Below are 16,488 nucleotides of genomic sequence, written 5' to 3'. Positions count from 1 at the left end.
GCCCCCCGCCCGAACCGCGGTAGCCGCTGCCCTCACCTGCGATCCGGCCGGCCTGACCTTGCTCGCTCCGATCCGAGCGGCACCAGGAGGTGGCCACTCGGGCCGGTCACGGAAACACCGTTTCGGAGGAAAAACAGCGACTGCCCGGAAGGGATTCCCGGCGCGCTTTTGGAACGGGATTTGTCGGTGAGCGCGTCCATATCGGCGGCCGAAATGCCCGCCGCCTTGACCTCTTCCAGATACGAAACCGTCTCGCTGGGCAGTGGCCGCCCACGCTGCAAATGCTGTTCGTAGCGCTCCGGCCCGGCGTTATAGGCTGCAAACAGGCCTGGAAATCCGAAGCGGTCATACATGGCGCGCAGATAGGCAGTGCCTGCCAGAATGTTGTCGCGAGGGTCGTGCGGGGCGGCTCCCAGGCCAAGCTCTGCGCGCAACTCCTCGTAGGTGCCTGGCATCACCTGCATCAGGCCAATGGCACCGGCGCTCGACGTGACCGGCCGTCCATTGAGCCTTGTCTGCCCCCGGCTTTCGGCATCCATGACGGCATAAATCCAAGTCTGTGGAATGCTGAAACGCCGGCTTGCTTCGGCTACGAAGGGCTGCCATCTTGCAAGCTGCGGACTATGGGAGATGACGACCGGCTTCGTGTTGGTCGCCGCGGAACAGGAGCATGGTGCGAGAGACACCATGCCCAGCATCAGGAGGGTCACTCGGTCCATAGCGGCACGAGCCTCCCGATGATATTTTCGGTCGGCACCGGCCCGAAATAGCGGCTGTCGAACGAGCGATTTTTGTCGCTGCCGAGTAGGAAAACCTCGGCAGCGGCGAGCTTTCGGCAGGCATTCCACCAAGGCAGCGGACGGTGCTGCGTGTCGGTTGCAAGCCGGCGCGCGACAATCTCGCCGCCGATGATGATGGCGTCGCCGAAGGCGCAGACATGCTCGCCAGCCAGCGCGGCAAGGTGCTTGACCAGCGGCACGTTGCTGGGCAGATAGAAGCGTTCGGCGGCCAGATAGACGACCGGTTTTGGCGGGCGGACGAGTACGAGATCACCAAGAGCCGGCGATCCGGACGCGACGCGATAGAGGCCGACCGGCGCACTCGCCGAGGCGTTCCAGACCAGCCAGGGCGATGGTTTGCCGAAGGCGGCGAAGCCGATCAGGGCAAGGCCCATCGTGGCCATGGCGATCGTCTTGCGCGCCCGAATGCGCCGCAGATGGCTGCCGATCAGATGGATGGTGGGACGCCGGCTCATGAGCGGCCTCCCTCGCCGGCCGAGCCGGAATCGTGCCCGCCGTCCTCGGGCCCGGTCTCCTGCGCGTGCCCCTTCGACCAATCGTCGAGTTCGTCGATGTGATAGCGGACATAGCGGCCGTGCTTGCGGAATTGCGGGCCGCCGCCTTTGAGGCGCATCTTCTCCAGCGTGCGCTGGGACAGCCCGATATAGAAGGCCGCCTGCGCGGTATTGAGAAACGGACTGCCCTTCTTGGCGCGGGCTGCGCGTTCGTTTTCGTCGTCCATGATGATCCTCGTTTCGCTACGGACAAGCGAAGGCGAGGATCGGCGAGCGAGATCGTTTTGGGGACGGGCGAAGAGTGGGGGGCGAGTTTTCGCCGCCCCCTTCGGCGGCCTCACGGGTCCTGAGAGAGGCCCCGCGCCGGTGGCGGCGCGGGGCTTTCCGGATCGGCCGGTCAGTCGACCGGGTTCCAGATGATGGCGTAAGTGTCGTCGTCATCCTGGCCGGCGGCGCGGCCGAGATTGGCGTAGAGCTTGCGGGGGCCAAACTCGGGGGCGGCAATCGACAGGCTCACATAGTCCTTGCCGGAGGTCTCGCCGGTGCGGATCCAGCCCGCACCCACTTCGATCCCTTGCGTCAGCACCCGGAAGTCGGGATGGGTGTCGGCGCTCTTTGCCTGATTGGGCACGATATCGATGTCGGCGCGGACGCTGAGCGTCTTGAGCTGGCCCTTGTAGCCGCCGTTTTCCTGTTTGGTGACGTATCCGATCGCGGTCATTTCCAGTCTCCTCTTGGTGCTCGCAGGGGACCATTCCCCTGCGATGGCGGACCGTGATGGGCGCGTCCGGACCGCCGGAACCGGGACGGCCGCAGCGATAGCGGAGGACCCGCGCGGGCAGCTTTTTTGAAGCGAAGCGGCGCGAGGAAGCCGCCGCAGGCGGCGGGGAAAAAAGCTGCCGGCGAGGGTTTCGGGCGGGCCGGATCCGCCCATAGGTCGACAAGCCAGCCGCAGGGGAATGGTCCCTGAGACACAATGGAGACAGGTGGCGCGATCGGTGACACAAGAAGCCGGCGGCAATGCAGGGCGCCGGCTGCGCGGGCTCTGTCGGCAACCGGATCGGACAATTGGCCCCATGCGCCTTTGGCGCCTCAGCAAGCAACCCGGCGCGGTGCGGGGCTGCCGAAATGGGGCGAACTGGCGTCGGAATTTCTCGCGCGCGGCACTGGCTCGACAAGACGCCCAATCGGCAGCCGGCGTGGCCCATAGCGGCGCGCGCGACCTGAGCGGCGGTAATCGAGAGAACCGCCGCTCGGGCCCTGATCGACTATTCGCGCACGAACAGCGGCTGCACCTGTGTCCACTGATCGGCGGTGCGGAAGCCGCCGCGGCTGGTGTAGCTTTCGGCCGGGAATTTCATCCAGCGCGGCAGCCAGGTCTCGACCCTGGGGCGGCCATTCTCGCCCGCCAGGAAGTCGCGGATGATGTTCTTTTGCGTCTTGACCTTCTCGGCGACATTGCCGTCCGCGACCAGCTTGCCGCCGACGTCGGCCAGCATCGAATTGGCGATTTCCTTGTCGCGCAAGAGGTCGAAGAAGGCATCGTCCGGTTGCCACCATATGCCCATGTCGACGTTCAGGTGGTTGCCGAGCGCCTCGATGACGGCGCTGCCGGCTGCAAGCGTCTCGGCCATGACAAGGGTGAGAACGCGCATGACATCGTCGTCGCAGAGCGCCAAGAGGCGCGCGAACACGCCGGCGATAGCAACGGCGTCGCCATTGCCGCCGGCGACCAAGCTATCCTCATCCGGTGATCCGAGCAGGGCCAATACCTCGCGCCGCTTTTTGCCGAATGCGGCTTCAGCCTTGCAGCCGGCAAGGCTGGCAGTCACCGTCTCGTTGGCTGCGCGCTGCGGCTCGGGCCGCACCTGCCACAGGCCCGAACCGGTGATGGCGTGCGCCACCACGAGGCGCAGCGCCACGGCGGGATGGTCGAGCATGGCCGCGCGCACGGCGGCATGGCGATGCAGATCGATATAGTTCTGCATCGGGCCGGTGACTTCGGGGCGCGGCAGCTTGGCGGCTGTTTCTTCTTGCTCGCCGCCCTCGCGGGCGCGGCGGGCTTCCTTGCGTGACAGCCAGCCCTCGTGACACTCGACCTCGCCGCGATGCGAGACAGTGATGACTATCTTGCCGCCCTTCTTCTTCGGGGTCTTCTCGTGGTCCCATGCGTGGAAATACTGGCCCGGTTCCAGCAGCACAACCTCGCTCCAGCCCTCGTTTAGATAGGTGTCGCGTTTGGTGGCAATCGCTTCGTTCTGCTTTTGCCAGAACAGGTCGGCATCGGCGAAATAGCTGTCCTCGCCGAACAGGTCCGAGGTGATCAGGCCGGGATACTCCTCGATGGCAAACAGCGCCACCTTGGTGGAAATCGACTGGCCGCCGAACAGCCATTGCTTCAATTGATAGCCACGCGGCGCGTATTGATCGGGATCGGCACAGAGTGCCAGCCAGTCCTTCTGCTGCGCCTTGGAAGCCATGGTGAGATGGCGCACCGTCTCGGTATCGATCTCCTCGCGCCGATAGGCTTCGCGGATATTGGGCAAGAGGTCGCCAAGCGCCAGAATGCGTTTGACCTTGAGATCAGTGATGCCGAAGGTCACAGCGATGTCGGGAACGGTGCGGCCTTGCCTGACAAGCCGCGAAAACGTCTCCCATTGCGATACTTCGTCAGGATCGAGGCGGGCGAGGTTTTCGATCAGCGAAGCTTCCAGCGCATCGGCGTCGTCACCGTCCTCCATGATGGCGCAGGGCAAGGGATCGCCTTCGCCGCGCTCGTCGGCAAGCGATTTCGCGGCGAAATAGCGCCGCCTGCCGGCGACGATCTCGAAGGTTTCCGGCTGGCCGTTCGGCCGCACAAGGAGTGGCACCAGCACGCCGCGCGCACGCACGGAGGGCAGGATGTCGGATATGTCGGGCGCGCGTTTTCCACGGCGCATGTTGAGCGCGGAAATGTTGAGCTGATCCAAGGGAATGTGGGCAAGCTGCATGGTTACTCTCCTTTTGCCTTGGTTAAGGTTGTCCCCGCCGCAGAGGCCGAAGGCCGGCGCGGCGGGACGGTTTTTGCGCCTATCGGCGCTGCTGTTCCGCCGTGTCGGGCGGAAGCTCGGAATGGGGCTTTGATAGGGCGTCTGCTGCTTGCCGCAGCAGTCGCTCGGCCTCGCTGACGTGGCCGCAAATGCGGGCGGCTTCGGCATAGACGGAGAGCGGAAAGCGCGCTTGGAAATGCAGGTCGCGCTCTATGCCGAGGCCAAGCGGACCTTTTACGGATGCAAGCTCGGCCAGACTGACGCTGCCAAGTTCGGGGAAGCCGAAGCCGAGATCGCAAAGACCGAACAGCGTGTCGCCATCGGCGTCGAGTTCGCTTAGAAGCCAGGTCGCGGCACCTGTCGGATTAAACAGTTTCACAACGGGAAAATGGTCGATGTCGGCGCCGGCGGCGCCATGGGCGAGCAGTCGTGCGCGCAGTGGATTGGTGATCAGGATCATGGAAAGACTCCTTGTCAGAACGTGTCGCGTTGATTTCTTGCGTCCGGCGGGAGAAAGGCTCCCTGGACCTTCCTCTGATCCGCCTCACCATTAAGAGGCCGACTTCGAGCAGCTTTGCGCCGCGCGCGGACACATCGGCGCGTCCATCAGGAGGGTTTGCCCGCGTGGTGATGGGCTGGACGCCGGGAATGAGCATCTGCTCCTTTGCGGCGTCGGCTCGGTCGCGGCCAGTTGAGGATCGCGCATCGTCATGCCGCAATCCCTTCTTGCGCCTCGCCTTCGGCATCGGCCTGAAGGCCAAGCAGGAAATCGGCGGCCTTCGAGGCGAGGCTGGCGGCACGGAAGATGGCGCGGTTGTCCTCGCGCAGCACCTTCAGCCATGAGCCGATGTAATCGGCGTGACGCACGATCGGCTCGATACCGAGATTGCCGCAGACGAAGGCGGCAGCGATTTCGGCGACCAATTCTTCACGCGCGTAGGCCTTGGAGCCGAACGAGCCGGAGAGGTCGCGAGCAAGCCGCGTCGGGTGGCCGGTCCAGTGGCCAAGCTCGTGAAAGCAGGTCCGGTAATAGTCGATCTGCTGATGGAACGCCGGCTGCGGCGGCACCTGAATGTGGTCGCTGCCCGGCATGTAGAAAGCGCGATCGCCGCCGACCCTGAAATCCGCACCGCTGGCGCGAATGAGCGTCTCGGCCTGCGGCACGATCTCGCACTGAGGCAGCGGCTCGGCGGCGGCATGGAGCTCTTCCGGAAGATTTTCGCACTGCGCGACATTGAAGACCGTGAAGCGCTTCAAAAAAAGGACCGCCAGTGGTTCATCGCCCTCGTGGCGTGCGCGCTCCTTCTCGTCCTTGGGGACAAAGCGGTCGGCATGCACGATGGTCGTGCCGCGCTCGCCCTTCCTGACGTTGCCGCCAAGGGCAAGCGCCTGCCGGAAGGTCAGCCAGTTCTGGCTGGGATAGCTGCGCTCGATGACGGCGCCCCACAGGATGAGGATATTGATGCCGGAATAGGTGCGCCCCGTGGACGCATTCCGCGGCAGGCCAAAGCCTGCTTTTGCGCTGCCCCATGGCTTGACCCATGGCACGGTACCGCGCTCCAGTTCGGCAATGATGCCGTCGGTGATCTCCTGATAAAGGCTGGCGCCCGGGCGCCGGCCCTTGCCTGCGCCAGCCTCTGTGCTGGTGGTACGCTTGCTGTTTGCACGCATGTGTTATCCTCCGCTCACCAATCGCCGCGCTTTCCCCGGAAGCGGGGTGGGCGGCGAGTCGCGACCGGAAAGGCCCGCCGTGGTAGGCGGACCGCATCCGACGGACCGGAACGAAGAGGAGGACCCTGAGCGGCACGCGAAGGGTTGCGGGCTGCCGCGGCGGGCCTAGAAGGGAGTGCCGCCCACCCCGCGCCCACCGGGAAAGGCCAACCGACAAACCGCGCCGCCCGCAAGGGCGGCGGCCGTCTCAGCCCGAAGGGCTGCCCACGCCAAGGGGCGAAGCCGAATGGCCGAGACCGCCTGAGCTTGCCGAAGAAAAGCGGGCTCGGTTCACGAGCACCTGATGCGCGTCGTCAGGCGCGCGGGCGCCCGCTAGGACCGGAGGCTGGACAGAATCTCGCACGGATCAGCGTCAAGGGCCGCAGTTATGTCGAGAAACTCGATGACGTCGAGACGCCGCTCTGCGCCCTCGTACTTGGCCACGAAGGATTGGGGACGACCAAGCTTGTCAGCCAGCTGCTTCTGGGTCAGGCCTTTGGTCTTGCGCAGCAAAACCAGCCGGGCCAGGAACCGCTGGTGGCGGGGCGATCGAAGGGATTTAGGCATGGAGGCGAACCGGTCGGGTAAAGACCGGATCAGCGACTAATCCCGGTTTCGGATTATCCCAGTTTGGGATATACTGCGTGCGCTCACAGGCGAGATCCGCAGGCATGAATGGACCAATGGGAACAGATGAGACGCGAAGCTCAACTTTGAGCGATGAAGTCCCCTGGTCGGAGAACCTCACGAGCTACGACAGGGAGCATTTCAAGATCTACCTGCGGATCCTGGATGCCTGCGCCGACAATGCCAGCGAAAAGGAGATGGCCGAGCGCATTCTCGGCATAGACCCGTCCATTGACCCGGTCCGCGCCCGCAAAGCTCTTCGCAGCCATATCGACCGTGCGAACTGGATGGTGACGACCGGCTACAAGGAACTGTTCGCCGGCTGATGCACAGCGCCCACTGCCACGTGTTTCGAGCAGGCAAGTCTCTGTAGCCAAATTCGGCGGCGCACGGCCGCGACAGCCGGCGCTGCGGGAGCGGTCACAACTGGTTCGCGTGCTGTTTGACTGCCATTTCCAGTGCTTGCATCAAAGGCACAGCCTTGGAGAAGAGGAAGCCTTGAGCGGTTCGGCAGCCAAGCTTGTGCAGGGTTTGCCGATCCGCCTCTGTTTCGACGCCCTCGGCCATGACCTCGATCCCGAGCATGTCACCGAGTTCGATGACCGATTTGACAAGCAGTCGGTCCTCTCGGGACTTGGCCAAGCCGCGAATGAAGCCCTGGTCTATTTTCACCTTGCGTATCCGACGGTCCTTGAGAGATGCCAAGGTAGAAAAGCCGGTGCCGAAGTCGTCGAGCGCGATGGAAATACCGGCATGTGAAAGCCGTCCGAGCTTTTCATCCACTCTGTCCGGGTCCACCGGCGATTCTTCGGTAATCTCGATTTCGAACATCGTTGCAGGCAGGCCTCTTGCCGCCAGACCATCCAGAACCATGTCGTCGATATCGCCGGCTTCCAGTTCGCGCGGGGAAACATTCATCGCCACACGAATGTTACGACGGTCAGCTTTCACCAAGCCGTCGATAAAAGCACAACAGTCGGCGAATACGGTTTGCGTCAGCAGCTGAAGCATTCCGGTTTCGCGTGCGGCTGTGATGATTTCGGGTGGAGAGATGGCACCATGTGTCGGATGGGACCATCTCAGCAAGGCTTCAAAACCGACCACGGCCTCGGTGTCGAGTTTCACGATCGGCTGGAACCAAGGTTGCAATCTTCCCGTCTTTATCGCCGAATGAAGGTCCCGTTCGATGGACTGGCGGCGTTGGAGTTCCCGGTCGAGTTCGGCATCGAACAGGCAAAATTCGTTCCTGCCATGGCGCTTGGCCGTATAAAGGGCGATATCGGCCCGCAACAGCATTTCAGTCAGGCTCGACGTCTGCGCCAAGTATATCCCTATCGATGCCCCGACGCGCACGGACGCGACCCCGATATAGGGGCGAGCAATTTTGGCTATGATATTGGAGGCGAGATCACTGGCAGAAAGCGAAGCTCTCGTTGAGGGAAAAACCAGCACGAATTCATCGCCGCCGATACGAGCGAGCGTTGAGCCTTCCGGTGCTTCCTGCTCTATGCGGCGGGCGATCATGACAAGCAGTTCATCACCGGTCCTGTGACCGTAGGTGTCGTTGACAGATTTAAAGCCGTCCAGATCAATCAGCATTGCCACGAAGGGGCCATCCGCGGTCTTGAACCGACCGATGGCGTGTTCAAGGCCCCGCCTGTTGAGAAGGGCGGTCAAATGGTCCTCCCTGGAGTTGCGCTCCATTTCCGACGCAAGTCGCTCTGCCTCATGTCTCAGGCGGCTTGCTTCGCGGAAGCGCGCCTGCCCAACAAACGAAGCGCGGACCAAGCCGCCCATGAAGAGCAGAACGGTAAAAGCCAGAATGTAGCGTTCAAAATTGCCTTTCGCCAAAAGGCACGCCACCGTGATGAGGAGTGGAGGTGTGATGAAGCTGGTCGCCGCAGCGGCATACGAACTGCCATATGTAACCGCACCAGCTGAAATGCCCGCCAGTATGACCAGATGCATCGGTGCTTGTGGTGTTGTGTATCCAACAGTCAGCACGGCCGGGAAGGACCAGGCAAACCCTGCCAGAAGGGCAAGGACGCCAAACATGCGAAGGCGCGGCAAAACGCCAAGCAAATCCTGATGGCGCCCCGTTTCCTTTAGCTGAAAACGCGCGAGTGCAAGCCGGGCGGCATTTAGCGCATTGACGACCAGGAACCAGCTTGCAGCGGCAAAGCCGCCGCCAGAAAGGGCCTGCACCCCGCAAATCAGGCCTGACAGGATCGCGCTTATCGGCATCGACACGAAGAGCCCGGCCCTCAGGTCAGCAAGCTGATCCTGACGGATTTTGGCCTCCAGCGATTCTTCTTTCTTTAGGGGTGCCATGAATGGACCAGTTTGCTTCCGCCATTGTTCGCGAGGACCAAACCTATGCAAGCCCACTGAAGGACGGGTTAACTACCCAGCGAGGGTACCCAGTGCGCTCACCATGCTTCGGGTCACACCTTTGGCTTAGCATTGCCGAATCATCAAGGTTTCGCCCGCGCGCGTGCCTTGATCCGAATCATGCCATGATCGGCAACGTCACCAGGAAGCAGCCTTGCCCGCGGCGCCGCGAGCCAGCAAGACAAAGAAGCCGTGCCGAGACAGCGCTCCAGAGCGGTAGCGCTCTGTGCGATTCACCGCCTGAGCATGGCCGAAATGCCATGGCGGACAAAGGGAAGATGTTGGGCAAAGCGGAGCCCAGCATGTCTTGCAAGCCCTGCCGCCGGGTGCTCGCTTGAGTAAAGACCGACAAGCATGTTGGTGGCATGATAGAGCGGCGCCGCCGACAGCCGCAGCCGGTTTTCGTATCTGCCGAGCATGTCGGGATCGGCAATGTCGCGGCGGGCGCGACATGCTGTCAGTATTTTATGAGCGAGTTGCTTCTGGCCGCTGAGGCCGATGTTGAAGCCATGCGCGGTCACCGGGTGCATGCCGATGGCAGCGTCTCCTATCAGTGCCGCACTCGGTGCCGAGAACTTGTGCGCCCAGGTCGTGACCAGCGGATAGGCATGGCGGGTGCTTGCCAGGGTCATCTGCCCGAGGCGTCCTCGACACCGGTTCATCAATTCCATGAGGAACAATTCGTCATCGAGAACAGACAGTCTATCGGCCTCGATTGAGCGCAAAGTCAGAAGCAGCGACGACACGCCTTCCATGAGCGGCAACATCGCTATGGTCTGATGGTGGTCGAACCATTCGACCGCGATCTGGTGATGGAAGCGCTCGTGCCTCACTCGGCAAATCAGCATGGAGTGGCCAAGCGGATGGATGTTGGCGCCAATGCCGAGCAGGTCGCGCATCGCGGACAAACGCGAATCCGCTGCGACGAGCAGCCGAGCGGCCAATTGCCTGCCATCAGAAAGCGCTATGACCGCCTCGTCGTCGCTGGTTGTTGCATTGACGACCGAGTTGCCGCACAGCAGCCGGGCATGATCCTGGAAGCAGACAACTTTGAACAGGGCATCGCGGATCCGACAATTTGGGACCAGCAATCCGAGTGGTTCCCCAGATCCGCTGGGAGTATCGAAGCACAGGGCGAAAGGGCTCGATCCGTTGAGCACGCGCGCGCCATGAAGCGGTGATTTGTCCGATACGGGGATGGCATCCCAGGCGCCGAGCTCGCGAAGGATTCTCACTGATGCGTGGGTCAGCGCGATCTCGCGACCGTCGAAAGCCGGATTCGCCAGGCTGTCGAGCGACTGCCGTTCAACCACTGCCACCTTGAGTCGGCTCCGGGCGAGCGATGCTGCGAAGGCAAGTCCGACCGGCCCAGCTCCGACGACAATGATGTCGAATGTCTCGACAGAGCCGGCCATCAGCGTGCCGCCATAGCGGCTATCTGCGATACGAAGCGCTCTTGAAGCATCGCAATCACCCACGGTTGCCGCTCATCTCCCTCGATAGACATGCGTTCTCCGTTGGAAGCCTGGTCAATGAAACCACGCCGACGAAGAGATAACGCTGATCTGGATCAACCAGGCTCGATAACCCGGCAACGGCGGGTTCACGGTCGAGTGGTCGATTGCCGCGAAAACGTTGCATGTCTAGGCATTCTGAATGGTCGGCTTCCCAATCGCGTGCCCCTCCTGGGCAAAGGTTCGGCAACGTATTGTGGCTGATCCGTTCTTCGCACGCGCGCCGATATCATCATGACGAGGCAATCCAGCAAAGACTCGGTCGACTGACGACCAGCATCCGCACAGTCGTTGGGCGCCGCCAACCGGTTCAGCCTCGCGGCTCTTCCCGATCGATAAGGATCCGCTGGGCGGAGCCGTCGAGATCTTCGTATTGGCCGCTCTTCAAGATCCAAACAGGAAGCCCCGGTCAAGCCCCACCAAAACAGGCAGCGGCCATCGCATTCCGTCAGGACGGGCGTCTTCGCTGACGACAGCGTGCTCGCCAACCATGACGGGCGCTATACGCCGAAGGAACTCGCCGACGGCCTCATGTCCAAGTGATGTGGGAAGGGAGCAGAACCCAAAGGGACGCTGCTTGGCGTCCCCGCTTTTTTCGCAGCTATGAAACCATCACCGAGAGCGGATCTGTACGGAGGAAGAGGCTGTCCTTGACTTGTCCGACGCCGGCAACGTTCTCCGCCGCAACGATCGCGGCTTTCCGTTGACGCTCGTCGACAATCGCCCCGGTGAGTTCGACAAGGCCGTCGCTGACCCTCACATCGATCAAGCCACCACAGCTCCACGATTGTCCCTGCAGTTCGGCAAGGATAGCCTTGCGAATCACGTCGTCATCGGGTGGCGTAGTGCCCTCTTTCGGCATTGCGCGGATCAGGACAAGCAGCAGATCAGTTCGCGTGATGATGCCGACGACCCTTTCCTGATCGACAATCGGCACATTGTTGATGCGGTGTTGCATCATCAAGTTGACAATCTGTGCAATCAAGGCGCCAGGAGGCGCCGAGATGACTGGTGTGGTCATCACCTGATGGATAATCCGTCCATTCGAGCGCGCATAGTCATTGGCGGTTGTGCCCGGGCCAAGATCAAGCTCCAGCCAGCGCGGACGCACACGCTGGGTCCCGAGTTCCTCTCGGCGCAAGAAGTCGCTTTTGCTTACAATTCCAACCAGGGTGCCGTCGCTGTTCGCTACCGGCAGGCAGCTGACCTTTTTTGAAAGCATGAGCTCGACCGCTTCGGCTATCGTCGCGTTCGCATGCGTCGTGATGACTGGCTTTGTCATTATGGATTCGGCTTGCATCCTCACCCTCCTGATCTTTCGTGACGACGATAGGACATCCCGACCCGCGGCGCGTTGATCTAAGTCACTTGGAACGAGGAGGATTCTCCGCGCCGTCGTCGCGGTCGATAAGAATGCGCTCCGCCGCGCCATCGAGATCATCGTACTGGCCGCTTCTCAACGCCCACAGGAAGCCGGACAGGCCGAGTGCGCCAAGGAACAGCGCCACCGGAATGAGATAGGCGAGCGTCGTCATGAGGATCGGGCCAAGGTGCCGGCCCGCGCGGGCCTGTCCTGCCGCGCAGTTTCGGACGACGCACCCGTTGCGAAGCCTTGCAGACGCATTGCATTTCCAATCACAAGCAATGACGAGGCAGACATCGCGACCGCCGCGATGAGAGGCGTAACATGACCCAGAATGGCGATCGGCACGGCCACAGCATTGTAAACGATCGCAATTGTTATGTTCTGTCGGACCAAGCTTCCCGCCTTGCGCGACACGTCCAGCGCCAGAGGGATCGCCAAGAGGCTTTCGCGCAGAAAAACGAAGTCGGCTGCATTGCGGCCAATGTCGGCGGCCGTGGCGGGTGCGATCGAGACATGCGCGGCGCTCAGCGCCGGCGTGTCGTTGAGCCCGTCGCCAACCATCAGAACCTTGTGCCCGTCTCTCGCCAGGCTCTCGATGCGTTCAACCTTGCCGGACGGCAGCAGGCAGGGAACGAAGTCGTCGACACCAAGCATGTCGGCAACCTCGGCGCAGGCTTTCGCGGTATCGCCCGACAGCATTTCCACGCACATACCAGCGTTGCGCAGTTGATCGATCGCTGCCCCGGTGTCGAGGCGCAGCGCATCTTCGAAAACGAAGGATGCGACAATCATGCCGTTTTTCGTCAGCACTGTTCCGCCGTAGCCATGTTTGCCTTCGCCGCCGGTTCGCGCCTTCCAACCAGCCCATCCGCGTCGACCCAGCCGCCAGGTGATACCGGCGGCGGTGGCTTCGATCCCGAAACCCGGGTGCTCGGTCACCGCGTCGAATTTGTGCTGGCTGCTGCTGACGGCAAAGCCGGCAATGGCCTTTGAATATGGATGACGCGAATGCGCGGCCAGGTCGGCAGCGATTGCCAGCATGGCGGGATCGATCGACGACGTGTTGACGAGCCTGGGCTGGCCAAGCGTGAGCGTGCCGGTCTTGTCGAACACGGCTGTATCGATCGCTGCCAGGCGCTCCATGGCCGAGCCGTCCTTGACCATGATGCCATTCTCAAACAGGCGCCGCGCGGCGACCACCTGAACGATTGGGACGGCGAGGCCAAGCGCGCAGGGGCATGTGATGATGAGAACAGCGATGGCAATCGTCATCGCCCGATGCCAGTCGCCGGTCGCCGCCATCCAGCCCGTGAATGTTACCAATGCGGTGAGATGAACCACGGGCGCGTAGAGTGCCGACACGCGGTCGGCGATACGGCGATAGCGGGCGCGACCACCTTCGGCGGCCTCCATCAGCCGAACCATTTCCGCCAAGAACGAATCCTTGGCGGCCGCTGTGGCCTCTACCGTCAGCGGACCGGTAAGGTTGAGGACGCCGGCCTGCACGGTGTCTTCCGGCGCCACGCTACTGGGCGTGCTCTCGCCGGAGACCAGGGAGCAGTCGACGTCCGATGTCCCGCGCACAATTTTGCCATCGACAGGGATTCTTTCGCCGGCGGCGATCAACAACAGCATGCCCGGTTCGATCTCGGCCACCGGCAGATAGCCCCGAGCGCCATCGCCGCGCAGCACCATGGCGCCGCGCGCGGCCAATTGTGACAGGCTCTTCACAGCGGTGCGGGCGCGTTCCCGCATCACGTGATCGAGCGTGCGACCGATCAGGAGGAAGAACAGCAGCGATACCGACGCGTCGAAATAGGCGTGGTCGCCGTGGGTGATCGTCTCATAGAGGCTCATGGCGTAGGCCAGCGACACGCCGACGGCGATCGGCACGTCCATGTTCATGCGGCCGTGGCGCAACGCATTCCACGCCGACTTGAAGAAGATGCCGCCGGCGAAGGCCAGCGCAGGAATGGCGATCAGGGCCGAGACCCAGTGGAACAGGTCGCGGGTGGCGCCCTCGGCGCCGGACCAGACCGACACCGAGAGCAGCATGATGTTGCCCGCAGCAAAGCCGGCAACAGCGACGGCGCGGATAAGCTCCGAAAGCATCTTGTCCTTTGCATCAATCTCGGCTTCGAACAAATGCGCCTGATAGCCGAGCCGGCCGAGCACAGCGACCAATGGTGGAGCCTCGTCGCCGCGCCAGCGGACTGAGACCCGCTTGGTTGACAGGTTCACGCGAGCTGCCTCGACGTGATCGAGTTTTCCCAACGCCGTCTCGATCGTCTGGATGCAGGCGCCGCAATGAACGGTCGGCACCGAAAGGTCGGTCTGATGAAGGTCGTCGCCAAGCGATCGGCTCGCCAGCCTGATTTCCTGGCTGGAGGGCAGGACCGAGGTGCCGCTGACCAGATCCAGCGCTATTTCAGCGCCCGGTGCACAACAGCTCATTTCAGCGCTCCATTGGAAATCATGATCCTGCGCACGTCGCGATAAGGCTTTGCCAGGCCGGTATCGGCGTCTATTTCGATGATCCAGACACCATCCCTTGGCACGTGTTGTGCTGCAAACTCCTGGCCCGAGGCGAGGGCGAGCGTGACGGACTCATCCTCTTTCTCGTAAGCGGGATGGCGAAACAGCACCTTCACGCCATGCAGGGAAACCGGTTTGCCCGCGGCGTCGATGATGCCATAGCGGACTTCACCCCATGCGATGGTCAACTGGCCGGTCCAGCCAAGCGCTGCCTGCGCACGGCCTTCTTCAGCCTTCTTGTTGAATTGCTGGCTCGCGACATAGGTATTTTCGACGACAAGGCCGGTCCAGCTTGTGTTGGCAAGCGTCGCCATCGTCAGATTGACCGCGATGACCACGCCGAAAAAGGCAAGGATGGTGGCCAACATGTGCCTGCCGGTGAATTCGCGGGGTCTTCGGGTGGTGGCGGTCATCTGGCGATCTCCGGCGCATTGAAGGTGGCGGTGTATTCGTTGGACTCGAAGCTGACCTTGTCTTCGACGCGGAATGTGAAGGTCTGCGCCTGGCGATTAATCTGATCGGCGGGCAGGCGCACGAAAACCTTCAGCATCTTCAGCCGGTCGGGTTCGACCTGGACCGCAAAGGAGCGATCGGCGGGGAGGTCGACGCCAACGATGCTCATCTCTGCGCCTGGCAAACCCCCGAGGGTGACGATAATCGTTCTCGGTTCGGGGATCATGTTCAGCAGCTTGACGGTATAGCCATTGCGGATCGAGCCGTCGGAGAGCGTCACGAATTGCGGGTTGCGGTCGTGCAGGACATTGATCTCGAGCCGGTCGCGGGTCAGCAGCGAAAAGAGCAGGCCCAGGCCGATCATCGACCACATAGCCATGTAAACGTAAGTGCGCGGCCGAAAGATCTTGCGGATATGGAAATGCGCCACCCTGTCCGAAAACACGCCGTCATCCGTCCTGACCAGCGACGGATCGACCGAGCTGGCGCCGCCGGCGGTGGCCAGCATCATGTTGGCGTTGTAGTCGGAGAGCGTCGCGTAGGAGATCAGTCCTCGCTCCTTGCCGAGTTTATCCATGACGCCGTCACAGGCATCGATGCAGAGCGCGCAGGTGATGCATTCGAGTTGCTGACCGTCGCGTATGTCGATCCCCATCGGACAGACGGCGACACAGGCATTGCAGTCGACGCAATCGCCGACGGGATGCCCTGCGGCAAGAACCTTCTTGGCGTGACGCGTGCGCGGTTCGCCGCGCCAGTCATTGTAGGTGACGGTGAGCGAGCTCTCGTCGAGCATGGCTGCCTGGATGCGCGGCCATGGGCACATATAGGTGCAGACCTGTTCGCGCATCAGCCCGCCAAACGTGTAGGTCGTCGCCGTCAGGACCGCGACGGTGATGTAGGCGACAGGCGCTGCCGTGCCGGTGAAGAGTTCGCCGAGCAGCGTCGGCGCATCGGCGAAATAGAAGATCCATGCGCCACCAGTCGCTGCGGCTATGACCAGCCAGATGACGTGTTTCGATGCCCGCAGCACAAGCTTACGAGTGGTCCAAGGACCGGCATCGAGCTTGATGCGTGCGTTGCGGTCGCCCTCGATCGCGCGCTCGACGACCAGGAACAGATCGACCCATACGGTCTGTGGGCATGTGTAGCCACACCAGGCACGGCCAACAGTCGATGTGATCAGGAAAAGACCGACGCCGGCCATGACCAGAAGGCCGGCGACATAGTAGAATTCCTGGGGCCATATCTCGATGAAGAAGAAATAGAAGCGCCGGTTGGCGACATCGAGCAGCACCGCCTGGTCGGGGGCAAACGGACCGCGGTCCCAGCGCAGCCACGGCGTGAGATAGTAGATGCCGAGCGTGATCGCCATCACGATCCATTTAAATCGGCGAAAGCTGCCAGAGGCCCGCTTCGGGAAGATCTTCCTGCGCGCGGCATACATTGGCTGGCGCACCTGGGCGGAGTTGACCGTCGTGGGTTCGATCCGTTCTATTTGCGTGTTATCGAGCACGAGAAGCTCCAGTCACCAGCGACGATTTCGCCGGAAGCCGACTCATCGGTTCT

Annotated in this window: 17 protein-coding genes; 1 reads left to right on the top strand and 16 read right to left on the bottom strand. The window is 62.2% G+C overall.

Annotated elements, in window-relative coordinates:
* Positions 1 to 32: 32 nt before the first annotated feature.
* The 8 genes from AC3CCE_RS02880 to AC3CCE_RS02845 form a co-directional block, all read right to left on the bottom strand.
* Entirely contained in the window at positions 33 to 689 is a 657-nt protein-coding gene (locus AC3CCE_RS02880) for a lytic transglycosylase domain-containing protein (RefSeq protein ID WP_352627226.1), read from the bottom strand.
* Between the two features lie 17 nt (positions 690 to 706).
* Positions 707 to 1,255, bottom strand: coding sequence for a S26 family signal peptidase (locus tag AC3CCE_RS02875; protein ID WP_023697819.1), 549 nt, complete (start codon positions 1,253 to 1,255; stop codon positions 707 to 709).
* Positions 1,252 to 1,521, bottom strand: coding sequence for a helix-turn-helix transcriptional regulator (locus AC3CCE_RS02870; protein ID WP_023672373.1), 270 nt, complete (start codon positions 1,519 to 1,521; stop codon positions 1,252 to 1,254). Before AC3CCE_RS02870 ends, AC3CCE_RS02875 begins: the two co-directional genes overlap by 4 nt.
* Positions 1,522 to 1,691: 170 nt before the next feature.
* Positions 1,692 to 2,015, bottom strand: coding sequence for a DUF736 domain-containing protein (locus AC3CCE_RS02865; protein ID WP_023747246.1), 324 nt, complete (start codon positions 2,013 to 2,015; stop codon positions 1,692 to 1,694).
* Between the two features lie 547 nt (positions 2,016 to 2,562).
* A complete protein-coding gene (locus AC3CCE_RS02860; RefSeq protein WP_352519765.1) occupies positions 2,563 to 4,284 on the bottom strand; it encodes a ParB/RepB/Spo0J family partition protein in 1,722 nt (573 codons plus the stop codon).
* Positions 4,285 to 4,363: 79 nt separating this feature from the next.
* A complete protein-coding gene (locus AC3CCE_RS02855; RefSeq protein WP_023694855.1) occupies positions 4,364 to 4,783 on the bottom strand; it encodes a DUF2958 domain-containing protein in 420 nt (139 codons plus the stop codon).
* A 248-nt stretch (positions 4,784 to 5,031) separates the two neighbouring features.
* Complete coding sequence (locus AC3CCE_RS02850; RefSeq protein ID WP_023694856.1) at positions 5,032 to 5,994, bottom strand: ArdC family protein; 963 nt, start codon at positions 5,992 to 5,994, stop codon at positions 5,032 to 5,034.
* A gap of 372 nt (positions 5,995 to 6,366) precedes the next feature.
* Entirely contained in the window at positions 6,367 to 6,600 is a 234-nt protein-coding gene (locus tag AC3CCE_RS02845) for a helix-turn-helix domain-containing protein (protein ID WP_023694857.1), read from the bottom strand.
* 104 nt (positions 6,601 to 6,704) lie between these two features.
* On the opposite strand from AC3CCE_RS02845, the gene AC3CCE_RS02840 reads away from it, so the two are divergent.
* Positions 6,705 to 6,986 carry a DNA -binding domain-containing protein gene (locus tag AC3CCE_RS02840; protein ID WP_352519782.1) on the top strand — a complete coding sequence of 94 codons (282 nt, stop codon included), beginning with the start codon at positions 6,705 to 6,707 and terminating at the stop codon, positions 6,984 to 6,986.
* Between the two features lie 94 nt (positions 6,987 to 7,080).
* Here the strand turns inward: AC3CCE_RS02840 and AC3CCE_RS02835 are convergent, their stop codons facing one another.
* The 8 genes from AC3CCE_RS02835 to ccoG form a co-directional block, all read right to left on the bottom strand.
* Positions 7,081 to 8,991 (bottom strand): putative bifunctional diguanylate cyclase/phosphodiesterase, encoded by a 1,911-nt coding sequence (locus AC3CCE_RS02835; protein ID WP_023822534.1) that lies wholly within the window; start codon positions 8,989 to 8,991, stop codon positions 7,081 to 7,083.
* A gap of 293 nt (positions 8,992 to 9,284) precedes the next feature.
* Positions 9,285 to 10,466, bottom strand: coding sequence for a 5-demethoxyubiquinol-8 5-hydroxylase UbiM (gene ubiM, locus AC3CCE_RS02830; RefSeq protein WP_352519783.1), 1,182 nt, complete (start codon positions 10,464 to 10,466; stop codon positions 9,285 to 9,287).
* A 409-nt stretch (positions 10,467 to 10,875) separates the two neighbouring features.
* Positions 10,876 to 10,956: a cbb3-type cytochrome oxidase assembly protein CcoS gene (gene ccoS, locus AC3CCE_RS02825; RefSeq protein ID WP_352519784.1), complete on the bottom strand. Its 81-nt coding sequence runs from the start codon at positions 10,954 to 10,956 to the stop codon at positions 10,876 to 10,878.
* 210 nt (positions 10,957 to 11,166) lie between these two features.
* Positions 11,167 to 11,865: a CBS domain-containing protein gene (locus AC3CCE_RS02820; RefSeq protein ID WP_352519767.1), complete on the bottom strand. Its 699-nt coding sequence runs from the start codon at positions 11,863 to 11,865 to the stop codon at positions 11,167 to 11,169.
* Positions 11,866 to 11,929: 64 nt separating this feature from the next.
* On the bottom strand, positions 11,930 to 12,100 hold the full coding sequence (gene ccoS / locus AC3CCE_RS02815) for a cbb3-type cytochrome oxidase assembly protein CcoS (protein WP_023697810.1): 171 nt from the start codon (positions 12,098 to 12,100) through the stop codon (positions 11,930 to 11,932).
* Positions 12,097 to 14,385, bottom strand: coding sequence for a cation-translocating P-type ATPase (locus AC3CCE_RS02810; protein ID WP_352519768.1), 2,289 nt, complete (start codon positions 14,383 to 14,385; stop codon positions 12,097 to 12,099). Before AC3CCE_RS02810 ends, ccoS (AC3CCE_RS02815) begins: the two co-directional genes overlap by 4 nt.
* A complete protein-coding gene (locus tag AC3CCE_RS02805) occupies positions 14,382 to 14,879 on the bottom strand; it encodes a FixH family protein (RefSeq protein ID WP_023713185.1) in 498 nt (165 codons plus the stop codon). Before AC3CCE_RS02805 ends, AC3CCE_RS02810 begins: the two co-directional genes overlap by 4 nt.
* On the bottom strand, positions 14,876 to 16,435 hold the full coding sequence (gene ccoG / locus AC3CCE_RS02800; RefSeq protein WP_352627216.1) for a cytochrome c oxidase accessory protein CcoG: 1,560 nt from the start codon (positions 16,433 to 16,435) through the stop codon (positions 14,876 to 14,878). Before ccoG ends, AC3CCE_RS02805 begins: the two co-directional genes overlap by 4 nt.
* Between the last annotated feature and the right edge of the window lie 53 nt (positions 16,436 to 16,488).

It is taken from the genome of Mesorhizobium sp. P160187, assembly GCF_057766425.1.
The sequence above is the reverse complement of the archived record's forward strand: the minus strand, read 5'-3'. Positions and strand labels throughout refer to the sequence as shown.

What these genes read in the sequence shown, in the direction of transcription:
- AC3CCE_RS02805 (WP_023713185.1), bottom strand. Translation starts at nt 14,879, where the DNA reads ATGACCGCCACCACCCGAAGACCCCGCGAATTCACCGGCAGGCACATG.
- AC3CCE_RS02850 (WP_023694856.1), bottom strand. Translation starts at nt 5,994, where the DNA reads ATGCGTGCAAACAGCAAGCGTACCACCAGCACAGAGGCTGGCGCAGGC.
- AC3CCE_RS02870 (WP_023672373.1), bottom strand. Translation starts at nt 1,521, where the DNA reads ATGGACGACGAAAACGAACGCGCAGCCCGCGCCAAGAAGGGCAGTCCG.
- ubiM (WP_352519783.1), bottom strand. Translation starts at nt 10,466, where the DNA reads ATGGCCGGCTCTGTCGAGACATTCGACATCATTGTCGTCGGAGCTGGG.
- AC3CCE_RS02820 (WP_352519767.1), bottom strand. Translation starts at nt 11,865, where the DNA reads ATGCAAGCCGAATCCATAATGACAAAGCCAGTCATCACGACGCATGCG.
- AC3CCE_RS02835 (WP_023822534.1), bottom strand. Translation starts at nt 8,991, where the DNA reads ATGGCACCCCTAAAGAAAGAAGAATCGCTGGAGGCCAAAATCCGTCAG.
- AC3CCE_RS02865 (WP_023747246.1), bottom strand. Translation starts at nt 2,015, where the DNA reads ATGACCGCGATCGGATACGTCACCAAACAGGAAAACGGCGGCTACAAG.
- ccoS (WP_023697810.1), bottom strand. Translation starts at nt 12,100, where the DNA reads ATGACGACGCTCGCCTATCTCATTCCGGTGGCGCTGTTCCTTGGCGCA.
- AC3CCE_RS02845 (WP_023694857.1), bottom strand. Translation starts at nt 6,600, where the DNA reads ATGCCTAAATCCCTTCGATCGCCCCGCCACCAGCGGTTCCTGGCCCGG.
- AC3CCE_RS02855 (WP_023694855.1), bottom strand. Translation starts at nt 4,783, where the DNA reads ATGATCCTGATCACCAATCCACTGCGCGCACGACTGCTCGCCCATGGC.
- AC3CCE_RS02880 (WP_352627226.1), bottom strand. Translation starts at nt 689, where the DNA reads ATGGTGTCTCTCGCACCATGCTCCTGTTCCGCGGCGACCAACACGAAG.
- AC3CCE_RS02840 (WP_352519782.1), top strand. Translation starts at nt 6,705, where the DNA reads ATGAATGGACCAATGGGAACAGATGAGACGCGAAGCTCAACTTTGAGC.
- AC3CCE_RS02875 (WP_023697819.1), bottom strand. Translation starts at nt 1,255, where the DNA reads ATGAGCCGGCGTCCCACCATCCATCTGATCGGCAGCCATCTGCGGCGC.
- AC3CCE_RS02860 (WP_352519765.1), bottom strand. Translation starts at nt 4,284, where the DNA reads ATGCAGCTTGCCCACATTCCCTTGGATCAGCTCAACATTTCCGCGCTC.
- AC3CCE_RS02810 (WP_352519768.1), bottom strand. Translation starts at nt 14,385, where the DNA reads ATGAGCTGTTGTGCACCGGGCGCTGAAATAGCGCTGGATCTGGTCAGC.